Genomic DNA, 18,314 nt, shown 5'->3' on the forward strand with positions numbered 1-18,314 from the left:
GGATAGGGTAACATTTCAACCTTAAAACTTTCCAACCTTAAAACATTTGGGCATTAAAATTCTCAAATTTTGCAACATTTCAACATTAAAACGTTCTAACATTAAAACATTAAAATTGCATGAGCAACAACGATATATTAAAAAAACTTAGAGTAGCCTTATCACTTAAAACGGAAGATATTATTACCATTTGCGATTTGGTAGGTTTTAAGGTTACCAAGGCAGAGCTGGGCGATATTTTCAGAAATGAAGACCACGAAAATTTTAAGCCTTGCGGCGATCAGATCCTGCGTAATTTTTTAAACGGTCTTGTCATTTATAAAAGGGGCCCAAGAGATGAAAAAAAGCAATAATTTCTGCTTTTTATTATTTTTTGTACTGCTTATTCTCTCTTTTAACGCGCGCGCTCAATCTAAAGTAAATGGTACCGTAATCGATTCACTGAAAAAGCCCATCGAAGGGGTGAGCATTCAGGTAATGACCGATAAGGATACCTTGCGGACCACCACCGATAGTAAGGGAGGTTTTGCCTTCGCCAAAGTAAACAACAATAAGTTTTATCTTGTTGTGAAGGCTTTGGGCTATAAACCTTTTGCTTCCGTTTACGAAATCGAATCCTCTAAAAAAGGGACAGTTTTAGACCCCATTATACTCAAAACCGAACCTATCCATTTAGAAGATGTAGAGGTTAAGGTTAAAGTAGATCCCATTAAAATTAAAAAAGATACCATCGAGTACAATGCCGCGGCCTACACGGTAAGGGAAAACGATAAGGTAGAAGACCTGCTGAAACAGCTCCAGGGTGTTGAGGTTGATGAGAAAGGTGCTGTTACCGCTATGGGCAAAAAAATGACCAAGCTGCGGGTTAACGGCGAAGATTTTTTTACCAGTAATGTAGAAGATTACATCAGGCAGTTGCCAGCTGATATTATTGCCAAACTACAGGTTATTGACGATTATGGAGATGAAGCCAATTTTACCGGCATAAAAATAGGTACCCCACAAAAAATGTTAAACCTGGTTACCAAACCGGGGATGGATAAAGGTGTTTTTGGTGGTGTAAATGTATCATCTGCTACCAATAATGCACATAACCTGGGTACAAATGGCAGCATCTGGAAAAAAACAAAGCAAATTGGCTTTGGCGGCCGGTATGGAATGACCGATAATGAATTTAGTAAGCTATATAATGCCGGTTTAAATGGAAATATAAGAGATAAGATTTCAAAAGAATTTAGTGTTAATGCGAATTACAACTTTAACAATAACCGCAATAACTCCATTCAGAGCACTTATCTTGAAACGTTTAATCCGCAAGGAACCATTTACGATTTAAGGGAAAGTGCCAACAACAGCAGTTCGGTTAACAACAGCATTAACCTGGGACTAAACGGAGCTACCAAAAAGAATTATTTTAATGCAGCGCTTTCAGGAACGTTAGGGAGCAGCCGGAACAATGCTTTTTCTACTTCTGATAAAACCGGGATTATTAAACAAGATCTTATTTCCAATTCCGGTTCGCGAAACAGTAACCCCAACATAGGGGGTAACATCAACTGGTCGCGACGCTTATCAAACAACAGGCGGTCGCTGTCAATGGGGTTTAATTTTAGTAGTAACGGAGGGAAATCGAACAGCAGTATTAACGATATTATCCGTTATTACAACGAAACTACCAACGTATTGGTTAAAGATTCGCTCTTAAACCGGCTGGTCGAAAATGATACCCGGAGTTCCAATGTGGGCGGAAATATCCAGTTTTCCAATTCGCTGAAGAAGGCAAACGATAGTACGGGCTATAGTTTTATCAATTTATCGTACCGCTTTTCGGTAAGCAGGAGCCAGAACACCCAAAATACTACCGTTACCGATAAATTTGGCGCCAGCTTTCTGGTCGATTCGCTTGGGCAGGATTATGTTTCAAATTTCATTAACCAGAACATTAGTATCGGGTTTAATACGAACGCAAAAAAGATCAGTTATAATTTCGGGTTAAATTTCTCGCCCAGTATCATTATTGGTAAATACCAGAATACCGGACAGCAGCTGCGCAATTATCAGTTAAATTTTTCGCCCTCTGGCAACCTGAGCTACCAGATTAAAGAAAACCGGAGTTTAAGTTTCGGTTACAATGGTTATACCAGTTCGCCTGATTTTAATAAACTTCAGCCTATCCGCAATAATAACGATGTACAAAACCTCATTATCGGAAATCCCGATCTGAAAGCCACCACCAGTCATTCGGCCGATTTAAGCTATAACCAGTTCGGGGCTAAATCGGGCTGGAGTATTATGGCTGGCCTATCAGGCTCTTTTGCATTTAACAGTGTGGTGAGCAATACCATATTTTTGCGCGATACTTTAAACAGTTTAAAGCAGCAAACTACCTACGAGAACGTAAACGGTATTTACAACATGGGGGGCAATTACTCGTTAAACAGGCGGCTAATGACCAACAAACTTTCTCTGTCATTAAATGGAAATGTGGGCTATAGCCATAATGTATTTTACACCGATAACGTTTTAAACAGAAGTAGCGGAATTAATCTTTCCAATGCTTTCAGGTTTAATCTTAATGAAAAGAAATTTTCGGTAAACAGCAGTGTATCTTATAGTTTTAGCTCAAATACCTACTCTGTTTTGAACCAGAACATTAAAAATGTACAGATTTTAGCCTTAAATGGCGGTGCCAGCTGGATTCCGGGCAAACGTTTCAGATTGAATGCTTCGGCCTCTAAAAGCCTTAATTTTGGCTACAATTTAAATTCAGGTAACCCATTACTGGTAAACATGGGTATGAATGCCAATTTCTTAAAAGATAACCGGCTTAGTTTTGCAGTGCAGGCGAACGATCTTTTTAACCAGGGTTCGCTGTTTCAAACCAGCATTAGCAATAACTCCATTTCTGAAAACAGAACGCGGTTCATCAGCAGGTTTGTGCAAGCCACGCTTACCTACAACATCAGCACCTTCGGCGATAAGAGAGTCCGTACCCGGGTTAACAACTTTAATACAGGAGAATTGAATTAAAGCAGAAATTAAATTTTAGTTTAGCGCTTCTGTTGTAACCCTAAAACGTCCCATGAAAAGTTATATCCTGGTTTTCCTTCTATTCATTATTACAGGCAGTGTATCAGCACAAGATGCTAATGCCGATTCGTTAAAAACTAAACCTAAAAAAGAAAATTTCGCTGATGATTGGGCTGCGCTAACCAAATACCGTAAAGAAAATGCTGCTTTAATACCGCTAAAAAGAAAAGAGAAGCGGGTGGTATTTTTGGGAAGTTCGATTTTTGAGTTTTGGAAGCAGAAAGATCCCGAATACTTTAATAATGGAAGATACCTGGATAGAGGCATTAGCGGTCAGATTTCTCCTCAACTGTTAATCCGCTTCAGGCAGGATGTAATTAACCTCAAACCGAAGGTGGTGATTATTTTAGCTGGTAGTAACGATATTGCCGGAAATACCGGGCATGTTACGCTCGAAAAGATTATGGATAACATTAAATCTATGGCCGAGCTTGCCAAACTGCATCACATTAAGGTTATCCTCTGCAAATACTTACCTGTTTACCAGTATCCGTGGAATAAAAGTGTGCCTGCTGCCGAACAAATTATGGCCCTGAATGAGCTGATTGTAGCTTATGCCAAACAAAAACATTTTACTGTTTTAGATTACTGGACACCATTGGTTGACGAACGCAATGGCCAGCGTGCAGAACTTACGGTTGACGGGGTACACCCCAATTTAGCAGGCTACAAAATAATGGAAACTGTTACCGAAGTAGCGATTAAAAAGGCACTTAAAAGCTGGCACTAGTGTAAAGTTTTCTGAGCTTTAGTGATTAATCTAATACAATCGATCGTCATTGCGAAGCCAATTTTTCATTGGATGAAGCAATCTTAATGCGGTGGCTATTCGCTTCTAGTTAGATTGCTTCGATGGCTAAAAAGCCCTCTCGCAATGACGATTTTTTATTGTAATGTCAGTCTAAGTAGGAGTTAGTAAATATTTTTAAAATAAACTTTCAATAATATTTGAAATTTCAATAATATTATTTTATGTTTACATCATCAAAAGCGAGAAAGAAAATCGGTTGAAACAGTAGGGGAAGCACCCCTAAATTTTTTAATCCATATTTTCAATTTTTTCTGAAAGTTTAATTTATTGGTGTTAAATCAGCTTATCATGGATTACAATATACTTGGCTATGGCATTTTTATTTCGATCATCGTATTCATCATTGTGGTGGTGGGAAAAATATGTTATCGCAATGGAAATATATTTGTAGCCGAATTGATTCCCGAACATCTGGAGCTTTGCCAGCAGATTAATAAATCTTTGTTGGTAGCTTATTATCTGGTCAATATTGGCTATGCCAGTATGACATTAATAGGTTGGGAGACTATCACCTCATCGCTACAGCTTATTGAAATTATGGCCGTAAAAGTGGCTACTATCATTTGCCTCCTCTCGGTGCTTCATTACTTAAATATCTTTTTGCTCACCAATACCATTCATAAATTAATTAAATAACAATCTAAAAATCCGGATTATGGAAACGACAAAAATTTTAATCGGCTACGCAGTTTATTTACCTGTTGCACTTTTCTTAACTTTTTATGTTTCAAAAACCTTGTTTAAAAATAGTAAGGTGTATATGCTTGATATTTTTAAAGGGAGGGAAGAAATAGCCTTTGCCACGAACAAACTGTTTGAAACAGGCTTTTATCTCTTAAATATCGGTTTTGCGTTGAGGATTATGAAGATCGAAATTAGTGTTAATGATTACAGGAATATCATTGAGGCCTTAAGTTCTAAAATTGGTGGGTTTTCTATTTACCTCGGTATAATGCTTTTTATTAATCTGTACTTCTTTTTCAGAGGTAAACGCAAAGCGAAAGAGAGTTTAAGACCGAATCCTTTTACTGCTTCTATGTAATCGCTATAAGAGAAGTCAAGTTTTAATGTGCACCGTACTATTAAAACTTGACTTCTCTAAGGAAAACTTCCCAAGTATCTGGTTTTAAACTTCGGGAATTTATAATGCTTTTCAAATTGCGCTTCTCAAACAAAAAGTCCCGATTTTTGGTCGGGACTTTGCTTTAACTTAATTTTTTATACCTGATGCGTTTCGGCGTTACATCTCCTAAACGTTTCTTGCGGTTTTCTTCGTAATCAGAATAGTTACCTTCAAAGAAATACACTTCTGAGTTGCCTTCAAAGGCCAGGATATGTGTACAGATCCGGTCTAAAAACCACCTGTCGTGACTAATCACCACTGCGCAACCACCAAAGTTTTCTAATGCTTCTTCCAGTGCACGTAAAGTGTTTACGTCGATATCGTTGGTAGGCTCATCGAGTAACAATACGTTGGCTCCTTTTTTCAATGTAATGGCCAAATGCACGCGGTTACGTTCACCACCAGATAAAATACCTACTTTTTTCTGCTGATCGCCACCGTTAAAGTTGAATTTAGAAACATAAGCACGTCCGTTAACGGCTTTATTACCTAACTGGATATTATCTAAGCCATCGGTAATGTTTTCGTAAACAGTTTTATCTGCATCTAAATCGTTGTGCATCTGATCTACATAACCCAGTTCAACCGTTTCGCCCACGCGGAAAGTTCCGGCATCGGCTTCTTCCTGTCCTGTAATTAAACGGAATAAAGTGGTTTTACCGGCACCATTCGGACCGATAATGCCCACAATACCTGCCGGTGGGAGCGAGAAGTTCAGGTTATCGAACAATACCTTATCGCCATAAGCTTTGGTTACATTGGTTGCTTCGATTACTACGTTACCCAAACGTGGTCCGGCAGGGATGAAAAGCTCCAATTTATCTTCTCTTTCTCTGCCATCTTCAGAGGCTAATTTGTCATAGTTGGCAATACGTGCTTTTGATTTGGCATGACGGGCTTTCGGTGCCATACGTACCCATTCCAGCTCACGCTCCAAGGTTTTCTGGCGTTTGCTTTCGGTTTTCTCTTCCTGAGCCAAACGTTTCGCTTTCTGATCTAACCAGCTGCTGTAATTTCCTTTCCACGGAATACCTTCGCCACGGTCTAACTCTAAAATCCATCCGGCCACATTGTCAAGGAAGTACCTGTCGTGAGTTACTGCAATAACAGTTCCTTCGTAATTTTGTAAAAACTGCTCTAACCAGTCGATACTTTCTGCATCCAGGTGGTTGGTAGGCTCATCCAATAACAATACGTCTGGGTGCTGCAGCAATAAACGGCACATGGCCACGCGGCGGCGCTCACCACCTGAAAGTACAGCAATTTTAGTATCCGGATCAGGGCAACGCAAAGCATCCATCGCTCTTTCCAATTTCGAGTCGATTTCCCATGCACCCAACGAATCTATTTTATCCTGAAGCTCGCCCTGTCTAGCCATTAACTTATCCATTTTATCTGGATCAGAATAATTTTCCTCCAAACCGAAAGCTTCGTTTACTTCTTCGTACTCTTTTAAAATAGCAGTAACTTCTGCGACACCTTCTTCTACCACCTCACGAACGGTTTTTTCGGGATCAAGAATTGGCTCTTGTGCCAGATAACCAACCGAATAGCCTGGCGAGAAAACAACTTCGCCCTGGTAAGATTTATCTAAACCTGCAATGATTTTTAAAAGTGATGACTTACCAGAACCATTTAAACCGATAACGCCGATTTTGGCACCGTAAAAGAAAGAAAGATAGATATTTTTTAAAACCTGTTTTTGTGGAGGGTAAATTTTATTTACACCTGCCATAGAAAAGATTATTTTTTCGTCTGACATCGTATTTATGTTGTTTTTATAATGTTAAACCTTGTGTTTTATCCTTGGAGGACGTTTAGATTTGAGATCCGTTTTACGCTTTAAATGCCAGGGTAAATTCAAATCGCTACAAAGATAGAAACAACAGGGCTATTACAAAGGACTTTATTGGGTAAAATTGGCTTTGGTCTGGTTTAAATACCGTTCGGTCAAAAGCCGATAATTTTGTATTATTGACGTTAATTTCGCCGCCTATGAAAACTAAAAGTCTGCTGCTCTTCCTTTTGTTCCTGTTTGTTTCGAATCTGGTGCCGGCGCAAGGCACAGATACTTTAAAAGCTAAGCAGGCTGCCGATAGCTTAAAGCGAAATTTTGTAGCCAAAATGCAGGATTTTGCCAAAAGTTCGGCAAAAAAAAGCAAAGCAGAGCTGGAAGCCGATAAGGCGGTTATCGATCAGATCAGGATATTTGAGCAGGTACGCAAAGCCATGCAAAAAGCCAAGAACTACCTCAGTAATGGCTTAGATACGCCGGGCATAAAAACCGAATTAAAAGCGATTGATGATGACTTTACCCGCGCAAGTGATGGGGTTTTTATCAATAAAGGCACTGCCCAAACTTTTCGAAACCTTACAGCAACAGCTAAAATATTAACCGAATTACTCAATAAGGCCAATACCCGTAAAATCAATCTGGATGCCAACCAGCAACAGCTGAATAATTTTCGCTATCAGCTCGATTCTTTGTCGGGCGAGCCGGCTCTTTTTAAGTTTCCGCAAGATTCTGTTTCGCTAACCAAATACCTCCAAAAGGTGGTATTGGTGGCCTACGAAATTAAACCGGTTGATAGCATGCTGAAAATTGCCAATACCAATATCCAAAGCCTGTTGGCACAGGTAAATGTGACGGTGTTTAAGCTACAAAACCATTTGGATGAAATAGCTGCCTACCAGCAAGCAATGGCCGATAATAGTTTTAAACGCGAATTTGGTGATCTTTCAAGCCCTGAAGGGCATTACAGGCCTTTTGGTGATATATTGTCGCACTCCTGGGTAAAGGGTGGCATGACACTCGGTTTTTATGCCGAAAACAATTACGGGAAGCTGTTTACCTTGTTGCTATTGGTGTTTTTATCTTACACTTATCTTAAATCGCTTAAGGGCATTTATACCGAATCAAACCTGCTGCGGCCGGATATGGAAGGACAGCTGGTAATCAGATATCCTTTTCTATCTGCCCTGCTCATCGTAATCAGTATATTTCAGTTCATTTTCAGATCGCCACCCTTTGTACTCAATGTCATCTTCTGGCTCATATCCTGTGTATCACTCAGTATCATTTTCAGCAAGTTCATCAATAAGTACTGGATGCGGGTATGGACTTTCATGGTGATACTTTTTATGCTTGCTGCGGTCGATAACCTGGTGCTGCAGGCATCGAGAACCGAAAGATGGCTCATTCTGATCATTTCGGCGGTTGGAGTTGTTTTTGGTTTATTTACTTTGTTGAAAGGCAAAAGGGATACTTTGAGAGAGAAGTGGATCGTATATTCGATAGGCTTTATGGTATTGCTGGAAGCATTTTCGATGCTGGCCAACATCCTCGGTAGGTATAACATGGCCAAAACACTGTTTATCAGCGGCTATTTAAATGTAGTGGTAGCCATTCTGTTCCTTTGGACGGTAAGGCTCATTAACGAAGGATTGTTTCTGGCTTTCAATATTTACTCGGGGCAGGATAAAAAACTGTTTTACCTTAATTTTTCTAAAGTTGGTAAACGGGCACCGCTATTATTTTATGGTTTGCTGGTTGCAGGTTGGTTAGTATTGTTCGGGCGCAATTTTCCGGCCTATAATTATTTTTCGAAACCCTTAAAAGAATTTTTTAGCGCCGACAGGACTATTGGCGATTACACCTTTAGCATCAATACCGTTTTACTGTTCATTGTCATTATTGTGATCTCGCTAATCGTTTCGAAAGTAGTTTCGTTCTTTGCTACCGATAAGCATTTGGAGCATAAAGACGATCAAAAGCGGTATGGCATTGGCAGTTGGTTGCTTTTGGTGCGTATTGCCATTTTGGCCATTGGTTTGTTCTTGGCCATCGCCGCTGCGGGCATTCCTGTCGATAGGATTACGATTATATTGGGGGCATTGGGAGTAGGTATTGGTTTTGGTTTGCAAACATTGGTAAATAATCTGGTAAGCGGTTTAATTATTGCTTTCGAAAAACCGGTAAATGTGGGTGATATTGTTGATGTTGACGGGCAGGGGGGAACCATGAAATCGATAGGTTTCAGGAGTAGTGTCATCTCTACCTGGGATGGCGCGGATGTGGTAATGCCCAACGGCGATTTACTCAACGCACACCTCATTAACTGGTCGCTGGGTGGTAACCGTAAACGGTTATCAATCATAGTTGGGGTTGCCTATGAAACCGATCTTGAAAAAGCCAGACGGGTTTTAATGGAGGTATTGGGTAATGAAGACCGGATAGCCAAAAACCCAGGCCCGGTAGTACAGTTCGAACAGTTTGCAAGCAGTGCTATTGATATTAAGGTTTATTTCTGGAGCAGGCACATTGGACAGGCACTGGCCACCAAAAGCGATTTAATTGTAGCCATTAACGAGGCTTTTAAAGCTAACGATATTAACATTCCTTTTCAGCAGCAGGAAATTACTGTACGCTATCCGAAAGCATAAAAGCATTTCTAACCTGGTTTTAATGTAATTATCAGCATATTTTCATAATAAAATACAAAACAGCGTAAGCAGTATAAATGTTATACTTTTAACGTACGGATTAGTTCTTAGTAGATACCGTAAACGTTAGTAAACTCAAAAAGCCTTTCAGGATTGAAAGGCTTTTTGTTTAGGTTATATCTAAATCTAACCTTGTTTTTTACTAAACAAAAACAACCAATTTTATGTTAATTCCGTATAGTAGTTTAGATAGGTGTTTTAGAGGAGTGATTAGATTGTTGACTTTTGTCTCAATAAAATGTTAAATGATGGCATGTTCCTTTTATTTTTCTGTCAAAACTTGTAAATTGCCTATATAAATAGATACAATTTGTCAGTTTTTAAGTGTTGGGAAATACTTACAATAAACCGACAATAGAATTATTTTAAGCGGATGTTTTTGGCAAAAATCCCTTTAAAACCTTTATAACACTTAATACGTAGATAAATAGGAATAAAATATTATTTATCACGACGACATTCTTACATTAATTTTAGGGCTTTCAGGCGTGTATAGGCCTCTTTATCCACCCGGATGGCGCAATTGTTGATAAAATAAAGAAAACAGCACCTACTCTTTTTATAATTTATTTTATAGTTTAGGGACGTAGCTGTTAAGAAAGGTATTATGGAAGCAAAATTTTCACCACAGGTTAAAGATGTAATCTCTTTTAGTAGGGAGGAAGCGCTCCGCTTAGGGCACGATTACATCGGAACCGAGCATTTATTATTAGGCCTCATCCGCGAAGGCGATGGTATGGCAATAAAAATTTTACGATCGTTAGGAGTTGATACTGGTAAATTGCGCCGCTCAATTGAAGATGCCGTTCGCGGTACGTCGAGTGTTACAGTAAACTTAGGCAATATTCCGTTGACGAAACAGGCCGAAAAAGTTTTAAAGATTACTTACTTAGAAGCTAAAATATTTAAAAGCGATTTAATTGGCACCGAACATTTATTGTTGTCGGTTTTGAGAGATGATGATAACATCGCCTCACAAATCTTATTACAATACGGCGTTACTTACGATGTTTTTAAACAAGAGGTAGAAGTAAATAAGAACGGCTTCAGAGACGATATTTCAAACAGCGCCTCTACAGGTGGCGACGATGATTATCGCGAAGAAGAAAGCTTTAGTACACCTAAAAAGGTTTCAGATATCAAATCTAAAACACCTGTTTTGGATAATTTCGGTCGCGATTTAACCAAGGCTGCAGAAGAGGGCCGTTTAGACCCGATTGTAGGCCGCGAGAAAGAAATTGAGCGTGTATCGCAGATTTTATCCCGCAGGAAAAAGAACAACCCGATTTTAATTGGTGAGCCAGGAGTTGGTAAATCGGCAATTGCAGAAGGCCTGGCCTTGCGCATTGTACAACGTAAAGTTTCGCGTGTGCTTTTTGGCAAACGTGTAGTTACGTTAGATTTAGCTTCGTTGGTAGCTGGTACCAAATATCGTGGTCAGTTCGAAGAGCGTATGAAAGCGGTAATGAACGAGCTTGAAAAATCTACAGATGTAATTCTGTTTATTGATGAGATTCATACCATTGTTGGCGCGGGAGGTGCATCTGGTTCGCTTGATGCCTCAAACATGTTCAAACCGGCTTTGGCCAGGGGCGAAATTCAATGTATCGGTGCCACTACTTTAGATGAATACCGTCAGTATATCGAAAAAGATGGTGCTTTAGACCGCCGTTTCCAAAAAGTGATGGTTGAGCCGGCTACTCCTGATGAAACCATCGAGATTTTAAGCCGCATTAAAGATAAGTATGAAGAACACCACGGTGTAACGTATACCCAGGAAGCAATTGAGGCTTGCGTTACGTTAACTTCACGCTATATTTCTGATCGTTTCTTACCCGATAAAGCCATTGATGCTTTAGATGAAGCAGGATCGAGGGTACACTTAACCAACATCCATGTTCCGCAGAACATTATTGATATTGAAGCTAAAATTGAAGATATCAAGTTAGAGAAAAATAAGGTTGTACGTAGCCAGAAATATGAAGAAGCTGCAAAACTCCGCGATACTGAGAAAAATTTAATTGAAGAATTAGATAAAGCCAAAGCAGAGTGGGAAGCCGAAACCAAAACCAAACGTTACGAAGTATCAGAAGATAACGTAGCAGAAGTGGTAGCCATGATGACTGGTATTCCGGTGCAACGTGTTGGCCAAACTGATAGCCAGAAATTGTTGAACATGTACGATAAAGTGGCTGAGAAAATTATCGGTCAGGATGATGCGATTAAGAAATTAACCAAAGCCATCCAACGTACAAGAGCTGGATTAAAAGATCCTAAAAAACCAATTGGTTCGTTCATTTTCTTAGGGCCAACCGGTGTAGGTAAAACTGAATTGGCCAAAGAACTGGCTCGTTTCATGTTTGATAGCGATGATGCTTTGATTCAAATTGATATGAGCGAGTACATGGAGAAATTCGCTGTATCACGTCTGGTAGGAGCGCCTCCGGGATATGTGGGTTACGAAGAAGGTGGACAGTTAACTGAAAAAGTTAGAAGAAAACCTTATGCGGTAATCTTATTGGATGAAATTGAGAAAGCGCACCCTGATGTATTTAATATCTTATTGCAGGTATTAGACGAAGGACAATTAACTGATAGCTTAGGCCGTAAAGTTGATTTTAGAAATACGATCATCATCATGACATCGAATATTGGTGCACGCCAATTGAAAGATTTTGGACAAGGTGTTGGTTTCTCTACTTCAGCTAAAAACAACCAGGCAGAAGCACACAGCCGTGGTGTGATTGAGAGCGCTTTAAAACGTGCTTTTGCACCAGAGTTCTTAAACCGTGTAGATGACGTGGTTGTATTTAACAGCTTAGGTAAAGAAGAAATCTTCAAAATTATCGATATCGAATTAAAAGCATTATTCGGTCGCGTACATACTTTGGGATACGATATTGCCTTAACTGAAAACGCAAAAGAATATATTGCCGAAAAAGGTTTCGATAGTAACTTCGGTGCCCGCCCGTTAAAGAGGGCCATCCAGAAATATCTGGAAGATCCGATTGCCGAAGAAATCCTTAAAGGTGAATTAACTGAAGGAGATGTGTTGGAAATCGATTACGATAAAACAACAGATGTAATTTCGGTAAATCACAAAAAAGGCGAAAAGAAGAAAGAACAATCCGCCGAAGAAGATTCTTCAGCTAAATAATTTAAAACTCCCGGTCAAAAACCGGGAGTTTTTTGTTTCAATGCAGTTGTGGATAGCTGTGTAAGGAGTATGAAATTGATTCGGGAATAGTTCTTTTTATAAAAAACATAGTATCTTTCGATGAACAAACTATAGTCATGAAATCTATCGTCCCCAAATTAATGTGCGTAGCGCTATGCTGTGCGTTTTTGTCTTGTAAAAAAGGAACCGATTCTACCTCGCCTGAGACCCCTACAACCTTAAAAATAGAAGCTTCTGCTACTACAAATATCAATAACGATGTGCTTTTAAAGCTGGTTAACGATATCCGTTTGGCAGGATGCAATTGTGGCAGCACTAAAATGCCACCGGTAGCAGCCTTAACCTGGAATGCTAACCTGGCCTCAGCTGCGATTTATCAAAGTAAATACATGGCGTCGATCAAAAGCATGGTACATACCTCTGCAAATGGCGAAACAGTTGGTACGAGGGTTACCGCATCAGGTTACAACTGGACCACTGTAGGCGAAAATATTGCTACCGGACAAACTACCGAACTGCAGGTTTTTAATGATTGGATGGCAAGTGAAAGCCACTGCAAAAACATCATGACGGCATCTTTTAAAGAAATGGGCGCTGCCCGCGCCGATAACTACTGGACACAGGTTTTTGGTGCAAAATAAAAATACGGGTATCATCGCGGTGAAGTCAGATGTTACCATCTGACTTTAGATATAAAATTTATAGATTCAACCCAATTGTCAGGTAGCAATATCTGACAACACGGGGTTATTGTAGTGAAGTCAGATGTTCCCATCTGACTTTAGATATAAAATTTATAGATTGAACTCAATTGTCAGGTAGCAATACCTGACAACACGTGACATAAATAAAAGCTAATAGCATACGCTTTAAGATTGCTTCCCCGAGAAGTCGGGGCCGGCTGTCGTTCCTCCTCGCAATGACGATTATCTTCACATCAACTCCTGTAAAGCTTTATAATAGCGTTCATAATTTTGCGGGTCGGTATTTAAAAATAAAAATGGTTCAATAAGTTCCAGTTCCATCAGTAAAAACTCGCCGTTTACGAAAGTGCCATCTACTCGTGCATAAAGGCAGTTATTGGCAAATGAATCTATATATTGCTGTGCCGTGGCAATCTGTTCTTCACCAGGGGTTTGCGGATGTACAGAACCGCCGTGTGCGGGCTGCACTCTAAAATCGCCTGGTTTTGCTTGCTTAACCAAAGAATGACTGTATACGCCGTTAAAGAAGATAAACGACCATTCACCATTTTCGAGGATCTCGGGTAAAAAAGGTTGTACAATAAAATCTTCTTCCTGCAGCAGGTTGTTTAGCTTCTGGTTTACTTCAGCCACATTATCAGCTGTAACCTTAAATGTATTTTTGGCACCACCACTTACGCAGGGTTTTACAATCAGTTTATCTACTCCATATTTTCCGAAAAATTCGTTCAGATTAGCACTTTCCTGTTTGCGGATGAAAGTACTGGGGGTAATTTTCAAGCCTGCTGCTTCAATTTCCTGCAGGTAAAGTTTATTGGAATTCCATTTTACAGTTTCAACTGGATTAAGTAGCCTAACTTTTAAATTTTCCAATTGATCTAGCCATTGGTAAAAATCATTAATCAGGTCGAAATAATCCCATGGCGATTTTAGAATAGCCAAATCATAGCTTTTCCAGTTCACATTGGGATCGTTCCAGATTACAGTTTCTATCTTCAGCCCTTTTTCCTTTAAAAAAATTAAGAGTTTATCATCTTCGCTTTCAACAGTGGCACTATCGTAAGCGCCTTTATCAAGGTAGGTAACTAATGCAATATTCATGGTGCTAAAACTAAGTTATATCCCAATGGATTGCAAATCCACAATCCCTGCAGTCCGGAAAACATTTCCGGACCAACACATATTATTGGTTAAAACAAACTGATCTGATCACTTGGGATTTTAAACAGGCTGTGGTCTAAAATAATATCCTTTACGTTTAGGCCATTTAAGCGGCAATGCAGTCTGAAATTATCTCTTATCATTTGCGAAATGTTGCCATCTCCACGCATGCGGTCGCCAAAGCGGCTGTCGTTTACCTGGCCGCCATGGCAGCTCTGGATCATGTGCCAGACTTTATCAAAACGATCGGGGAAATTTTTACGCAGCCAGTCTTCAAATATCTGCCCAATGGCACCATTTAAGCGTACAACAGTATAGCCTGCCTTTATGGCACCAGCACTGGCAATGGCTTTTAATATTTTGGGGATTTCATGATCGCTTAAACCGGGCACCAGCGGCGCTACCATCACGCCCATGGGGATGCCGGCTTTGCTCAGTTCTTCAACTACCCTTAATCGCTGCTTCGCTGTGGCGGTACGCGGCTCCATCACCTGCCTCAAATCTTCATTTAAACTGTTAATAGAAACATAAACCATGCAAAGATTGAGCCTGGCCATTTCCTGTAAAATATCTTTATCGCGCAGGATTAACGAATTTTTGGTAATCATGCCAATAGGTTGTTTATAAGCCAGGGCAATTTCGAGTAGTTGCCGGGTTAACTTAAATTTTCTTTCTGCAGGCTGGTAGCAATCTGTATTGCCCGAAAGGGAAATGGTAGTAGCATCCCATCCTTTTTTCTCTAAAAATTTTTTAAATAGGGCAGGAGCATCCTGTTTCACAATAATCTTCCGCTCAAATTCAATACCTGCACTATAGCCCCAATATTGATGAGAATTACGGGCATAACAGTAAGTGCAACCATGTTCGCAGCCCTGATAAGGATTTAAGGAATAAGCCATGCCTACATCCGGACTATCAACCTTATTGACAATGGTTTTGGAATGCTCAAAAATAAACGAAGTTTTGCGGTCGCTTTCTTCCCAGTCATCTATCCCTTCGTCGTGTTCTTTTACGTAAACATCTTTCAAAAAGCGATTGTGCGGGTTAACATGAGCGCCCCTGCCCTTAAAATACTGTTTTTCATCTCCACTAGTCATAGTATAAAATTACTAAAAATATTAGCAATTTTAAATTTTAGTGAATGCTACTTTTCCACAATAAACCTGCTGATTTTACTTTTTAGGAAGCGGAATATAATCCATCGGCACCATATCGGCTACTTTTTCGTAAGCCCAGTAACCTTCATACAGCAACGACCTGGAATCGTAAATGCCGCCATTTTCATAAAAACGAACACCTTCTCCGGTTAAATTGGCAACCGAGATTTCATTTTCGGGTACATCCAGTGGCCTGAAAATCCAGAAACCGGTTTTGGAATAAGCCAACGACTCTTTTTCTTTGGTGTACTGAATCAGTAAGGCATCGGTATAACTCAGGTATTTTAAGTTTTGATTGTAGTAATGTACCAAAGTATCGGTAAGCACATCAGCCCGCGAAAATCTATCAATGGTACGCGGCATTTCTTTTTGCTTGGTCCAGAACGCGAGCAGGGCTGTATCTACTTTGCCTTTGGTTTGCCTGATCCCCGTTTTCTCAGGCACAGCTTTTATTTTCTCGAGATTAGTATTAATTACATATTCCGGATAACGGTTTGGATTAGGTACTTTGATCATTTTGTTGATGATAAAGCCTTCCTCCTGGGCCTTGTTGGCATACAACGAACGGAAGAAATGTTGGGATGACCCATAGTAAGCCACTTCTCGTGCTGTAATGTATTTCTTCTTTTTTGAGGCTGATGCTTTGAGCTCTTCGAAAAACGGGTGACCAGAATAATAAATAATATGCGTACGCGAGTTATACTCAAAACGATCGAGCATATATTTCAGGCGGTAACCCAAAGCCTTATTTTCAACCACCAGAAACTCAGTGGTAGAAACGGTTAAGGTACTTTTAGTTATATCGAAATCAACATTTAAAACCTGCGGATTTAGTATTTTGCATTGCAGTGCATTGGGCGTTTTGCCGATAAAAAACTCTTTAAACTGGTTAATGTATTTTTGACGGTTGGGGTCGGCCCTGACGGTTACCTCATCCAGCTGGGCAACATTTTCTTTTAAAACCAGCTCAACTTGTACCGATTTATCAGATATGATTACGCTTTTGGAATAGGGGAGGTAGCCTACAATCTGAACCAGCAAATCGTAGCTGCCCGGTTTTAGATTCGTTAATTTGAAACGCCCATCGTTATCGGCCACAGTGGCAATTTTATATCCACTTAAATAAATGCTTGCACCCGGTAAGCCATCTTTCTGATCGCGTACTATGCCACTGATAGAAAAGGTATCTTGAGCAATGGCATTAGCGCCCCAAATTAGGAAAATTAGCGACACTAAAAGACTTTTAATCATGGAGACGAATGTAACCAAAAGGCTTAATATTTATTAAAAAGCTAAAATATTTTTAACGATTTTAACACTTAGCCACGATTTTTTTACGGTTTTGGGGGTAAATAATCCATAGGTACACTATCTGCAATTTTTTCCCAAGCCCAATAGCCTGAAAAAAGCATCGATCGAGGATTGTAAATCCCTCCGTTTTCGTAGAAATAAACCGGTGGTTGTTGTAAAGTAATGGTTGAAATCTGATGACCAAAGTACTCGGGTGGTCTGCTGATCGAAAAACTAAGTCTGCCCGTAAATGCTGCATCCTCAGGTTCTTTGGTGTAAACCACATAAAGTTTATCGGTAAAATTAATTTCCTGAATGGCCGGCTCGCTTGTAGGGCGGGCTAATGTATCCTGTAATACCGGAGCTTTGCTCAGTACCGAAACTTCTTTAGGCAGGTTTTTCTTCCTCATCCAGTAATTTAGCGAATCGCCAACGGTGAGGTGGATGTTACCCGTAAAAGTTTGTGCCTGTGTAAAACGCCTGATGCTGGCATTAATCAGGCTATCTTTAGGCCGGTTACTGTTGGGAACGCTTTTTAATTTGTTGATGATAAAGCCTTCTTCGGTAACTCTTTTATTGAATAATGATTTGAAAAAGTGCTGCGGAGAGCCGAGGTATGCGGTTAAACGCATTTTATCCCAGGCTGCTTTTTTGCGTTTAGAACCTTTTAAATCTTCGTAGGTAGGAAAGCCCTGGTAATAAACAATATTGGTTTTGCGGCTATATTCGAAATTATTAATCAGGTATTTAATGCGGTAGCCCAGCGCTTTGTTTTCGATGATGAGAAACTGATTGCTTTTAACGGTAAGGAAAGCATTGTCCTGATCATAATCGATAATGAGCACATTGGGGTTAATGAGTTTACACTGCGCGGCGTTAGGCGTGGTGCCGACAAAAAAATCTTTAAACAAGGCAATATAATAAGCCCTGTTGGGGTCGGGTTTTATGGTTACTTCTGCCAGCTGGGTAACACTTTCTTCCAGAACCAGATCAAGTTTTACATCTTTATCGGCAATAACCACATTTTTGTTCAGCGCTTTATAACCGATCAGCTGTACCAGGATATCGTAGTTTCCGGGTTTTAAGCTTAGTTTATAAGCCCCGCTATTGTCAGAAGAGACGGCAATTTTATAACCACTTACATATACGCCAGCACCGGGTAAAACTTCTCCGCGCTTATCTTTCACCACACCGGTAAGGGTATAGTTTTGCGCGGAACATAGGGTACCGGCAATAACCAGCGAGAATAAGATTAATAATGATTTCATTGATTAAATATAAACTAATTATTTAGTTT

13 protein-coding genes are annotated in these 18,314 nt (G+C 39.8%); 8 read left to right on the forward strand and 5 right to left on the reverse strand.

Annotation, left to right across the window (positions count from 1 at the left end):
* Nucleotides 1-119: 119 nt before the first annotated feature.
* The 5 genes from BLR37_RS20480 (at nucleotide 120) to BLR37_RS20500 (ending at nucleotide 4,943) form a co-directional block, all read left to right on the forward strand.
* On the forward strand, nucleotides 120-353 hold the full coding sequence (locus BLR37_RS20480) for a DUF1456 family protein (RefSeq protein WP_029274124.1): 234 nt from the start codon (nucleotides 120-122) through the stop codon (nucleotides 351-353).
* Nucleotides 337-3,030, forward strand: coding sequence for a TonB-dependent receptor domain-containing protein (locus tag BLR37_RS20485; protein ID WP_090771867.1), 2,694 nt, complete (start codon nucleotides 337-339; stop codon nucleotides 3,028-3,030). Before BLR37_RS20480 ends, BLR37_RS20485 begins: the two co-directional genes overlap by 17 nt.
* 52 nt (nucleotides 3,031-3,082) lie before the next feature.
* Nucleotides 3,083-3,820, forward strand: coding sequence for a GDSL-type esterase/lipase family protein (locus BLR37_RS20490; RefSeq protein WP_090771869.1), 738 nt, complete (start codon nucleotides 3,083-3,085; stop codon nucleotides 3,818-3,820).
* Nucleotides 3,821-4,189: 369 nt separating this feature from the next.
* Complete coding sequence (locus tag BLR37_RS20495) at nucleotides 4,190-4,537, forward strand: hypothetical protein (RefSeq protein WP_090771870.1); 348 nt, start codon at nucleotides 4,190-4,192, stop codon at nucleotides 4,535-4,537.
* A 19-nt stretch (nucleotides 4,538-4,556) separates the two neighbouring features.
* Complete coding sequence (locus BLR37_RS20500; protein ID WP_090771872.1) at nucleotides 4,557-4,943, forward strand: hypothetical protein; 387 nt, start codon at nucleotides 4,557-4,559, stop codon at nucleotides 4,941-4,943.
* Between the two features lie 163 nt (nucleotides 4,944-5,106).
* Here BLR37_RS20500 and ettA read toward each other — a convergent pair whose 3' ends face one another.
* Nucleotides 5,107-6,786, reverse strand: a complete 1,680-nt coding sequence (gene ettA / locus BLR37_RS20505) for an energy-dependent translational throttle protein EttA (protein ID WP_039477580.1) — start codon at nucleotides 6,784-6,786, stop codon at nucleotides 5,107-5,109.
* A gap of 233 nt (nucleotides 6,787-7,019) precedes the next feature.
* On the opposite strand from ettA, the gene BLR37_RS20510 reads away from it, so the two are divergent.
* From BLR37_RS20510 to BLR37_RS20520, 3 genes are all read left to right on the forward strand, one after another.
* Nucleotides 7,020-9,467, forward strand: coding sequence for a mechanosensitive ion channel domain-containing protein (locus BLR37_RS20510; protein ID WP_244154717.1), 2,448 nt, complete (start codon nucleotides 7,020-7,022; stop codon nucleotides 9,465-9,467).
* 667 nt (nucleotides 9,468-10,134) lie between these two features.
* Nucleotides 10,135-12,684, forward strand: a complete 2,550-nt coding sequence (locus BLR37_RS20515) for an ATP-dependent Clp protease ATP-binding subunit (protein ID WP_039477587.1) — start codon at nucleotides 10,135-10,137, stop codon at nucleotides 12,682-12,684.
* 137 nt (nucleotides 12,685-12,821) lie between these two features.
* Nucleotides 12,822-13,346, forward strand: a complete 525-nt coding sequence (locus BLR37_RS20520) for a CAP domain-containing protein (RefSeq protein ID WP_090771874.1) — start codon at nucleotides 12,822-12,824, stop codon at nucleotides 13,344-13,346.
* A gap of 291 nt (nucleotides 13,347-13,637) precedes the next feature.
* Here BLR37_RS20520 and BLR37_RS20525 read toward each other — a convergent pair whose 3' ends face one another.
* From BLR37_RS20525 to BLR37_RS20540, 4 genes are all read right to left on the reverse strand, one after another.
* Nucleotides 13,638-14,510, reverse strand: coding sequence for an ATP-grasp domain-containing protein (locus BLR37_RS20525; protein ID WP_090771876.1), 873 nt, complete (start codon nucleotides 14,508-14,510; stop codon nucleotides 13,638-13,640).
* An 89-nt stretch (nucleotides 14,511-14,599) separates the two neighbouring features.
* On the reverse strand, nucleotides 14,600-15,667 hold the full coding sequence (locus BLR37_RS20530; protein WP_090771878.1) for a PA0069 family radical SAM protein: 1,068 nt from the start codon (nucleotides 15,665-15,667) through the stop codon (nucleotides 14,600-14,602).
* Between the two features lie 75 nt (nucleotides 15,668-15,742).
* Entirely contained in the window at nucleotides 15,743-16,960 is a 1,218-nt protein-coding gene (locus BLR37_RS20535; protein WP_244154718.1) for a carboxypeptidase-like regulatory domain-containing protein, read from the reverse strand.
* A gap of 101 nt (nucleotides 16,961-17,061) precedes the next feature.
* Nucleotides 17,062-18,285, reverse strand: coding sequence for a carboxypeptidase-like regulatory domain-containing protein (locus tag BLR37_RS20540; protein ID WP_090771882.1), 1,224 nt, complete (start codon nucleotides 18,283-18,285; stop codon nucleotides 17,062-17,064).
* Between the last annotated feature and the right edge of the window lie 29 nt (nucleotides 18,286-18,314).

The organism is Pedobacter soli, from assembly GCF_900101435.1.
Lineage (GTDB): Bacteria > Bacteroidota > Bacteroidia > Sphingobacteriales > Sphingobacteriaceae > Pedobacter > Pedobacter soli.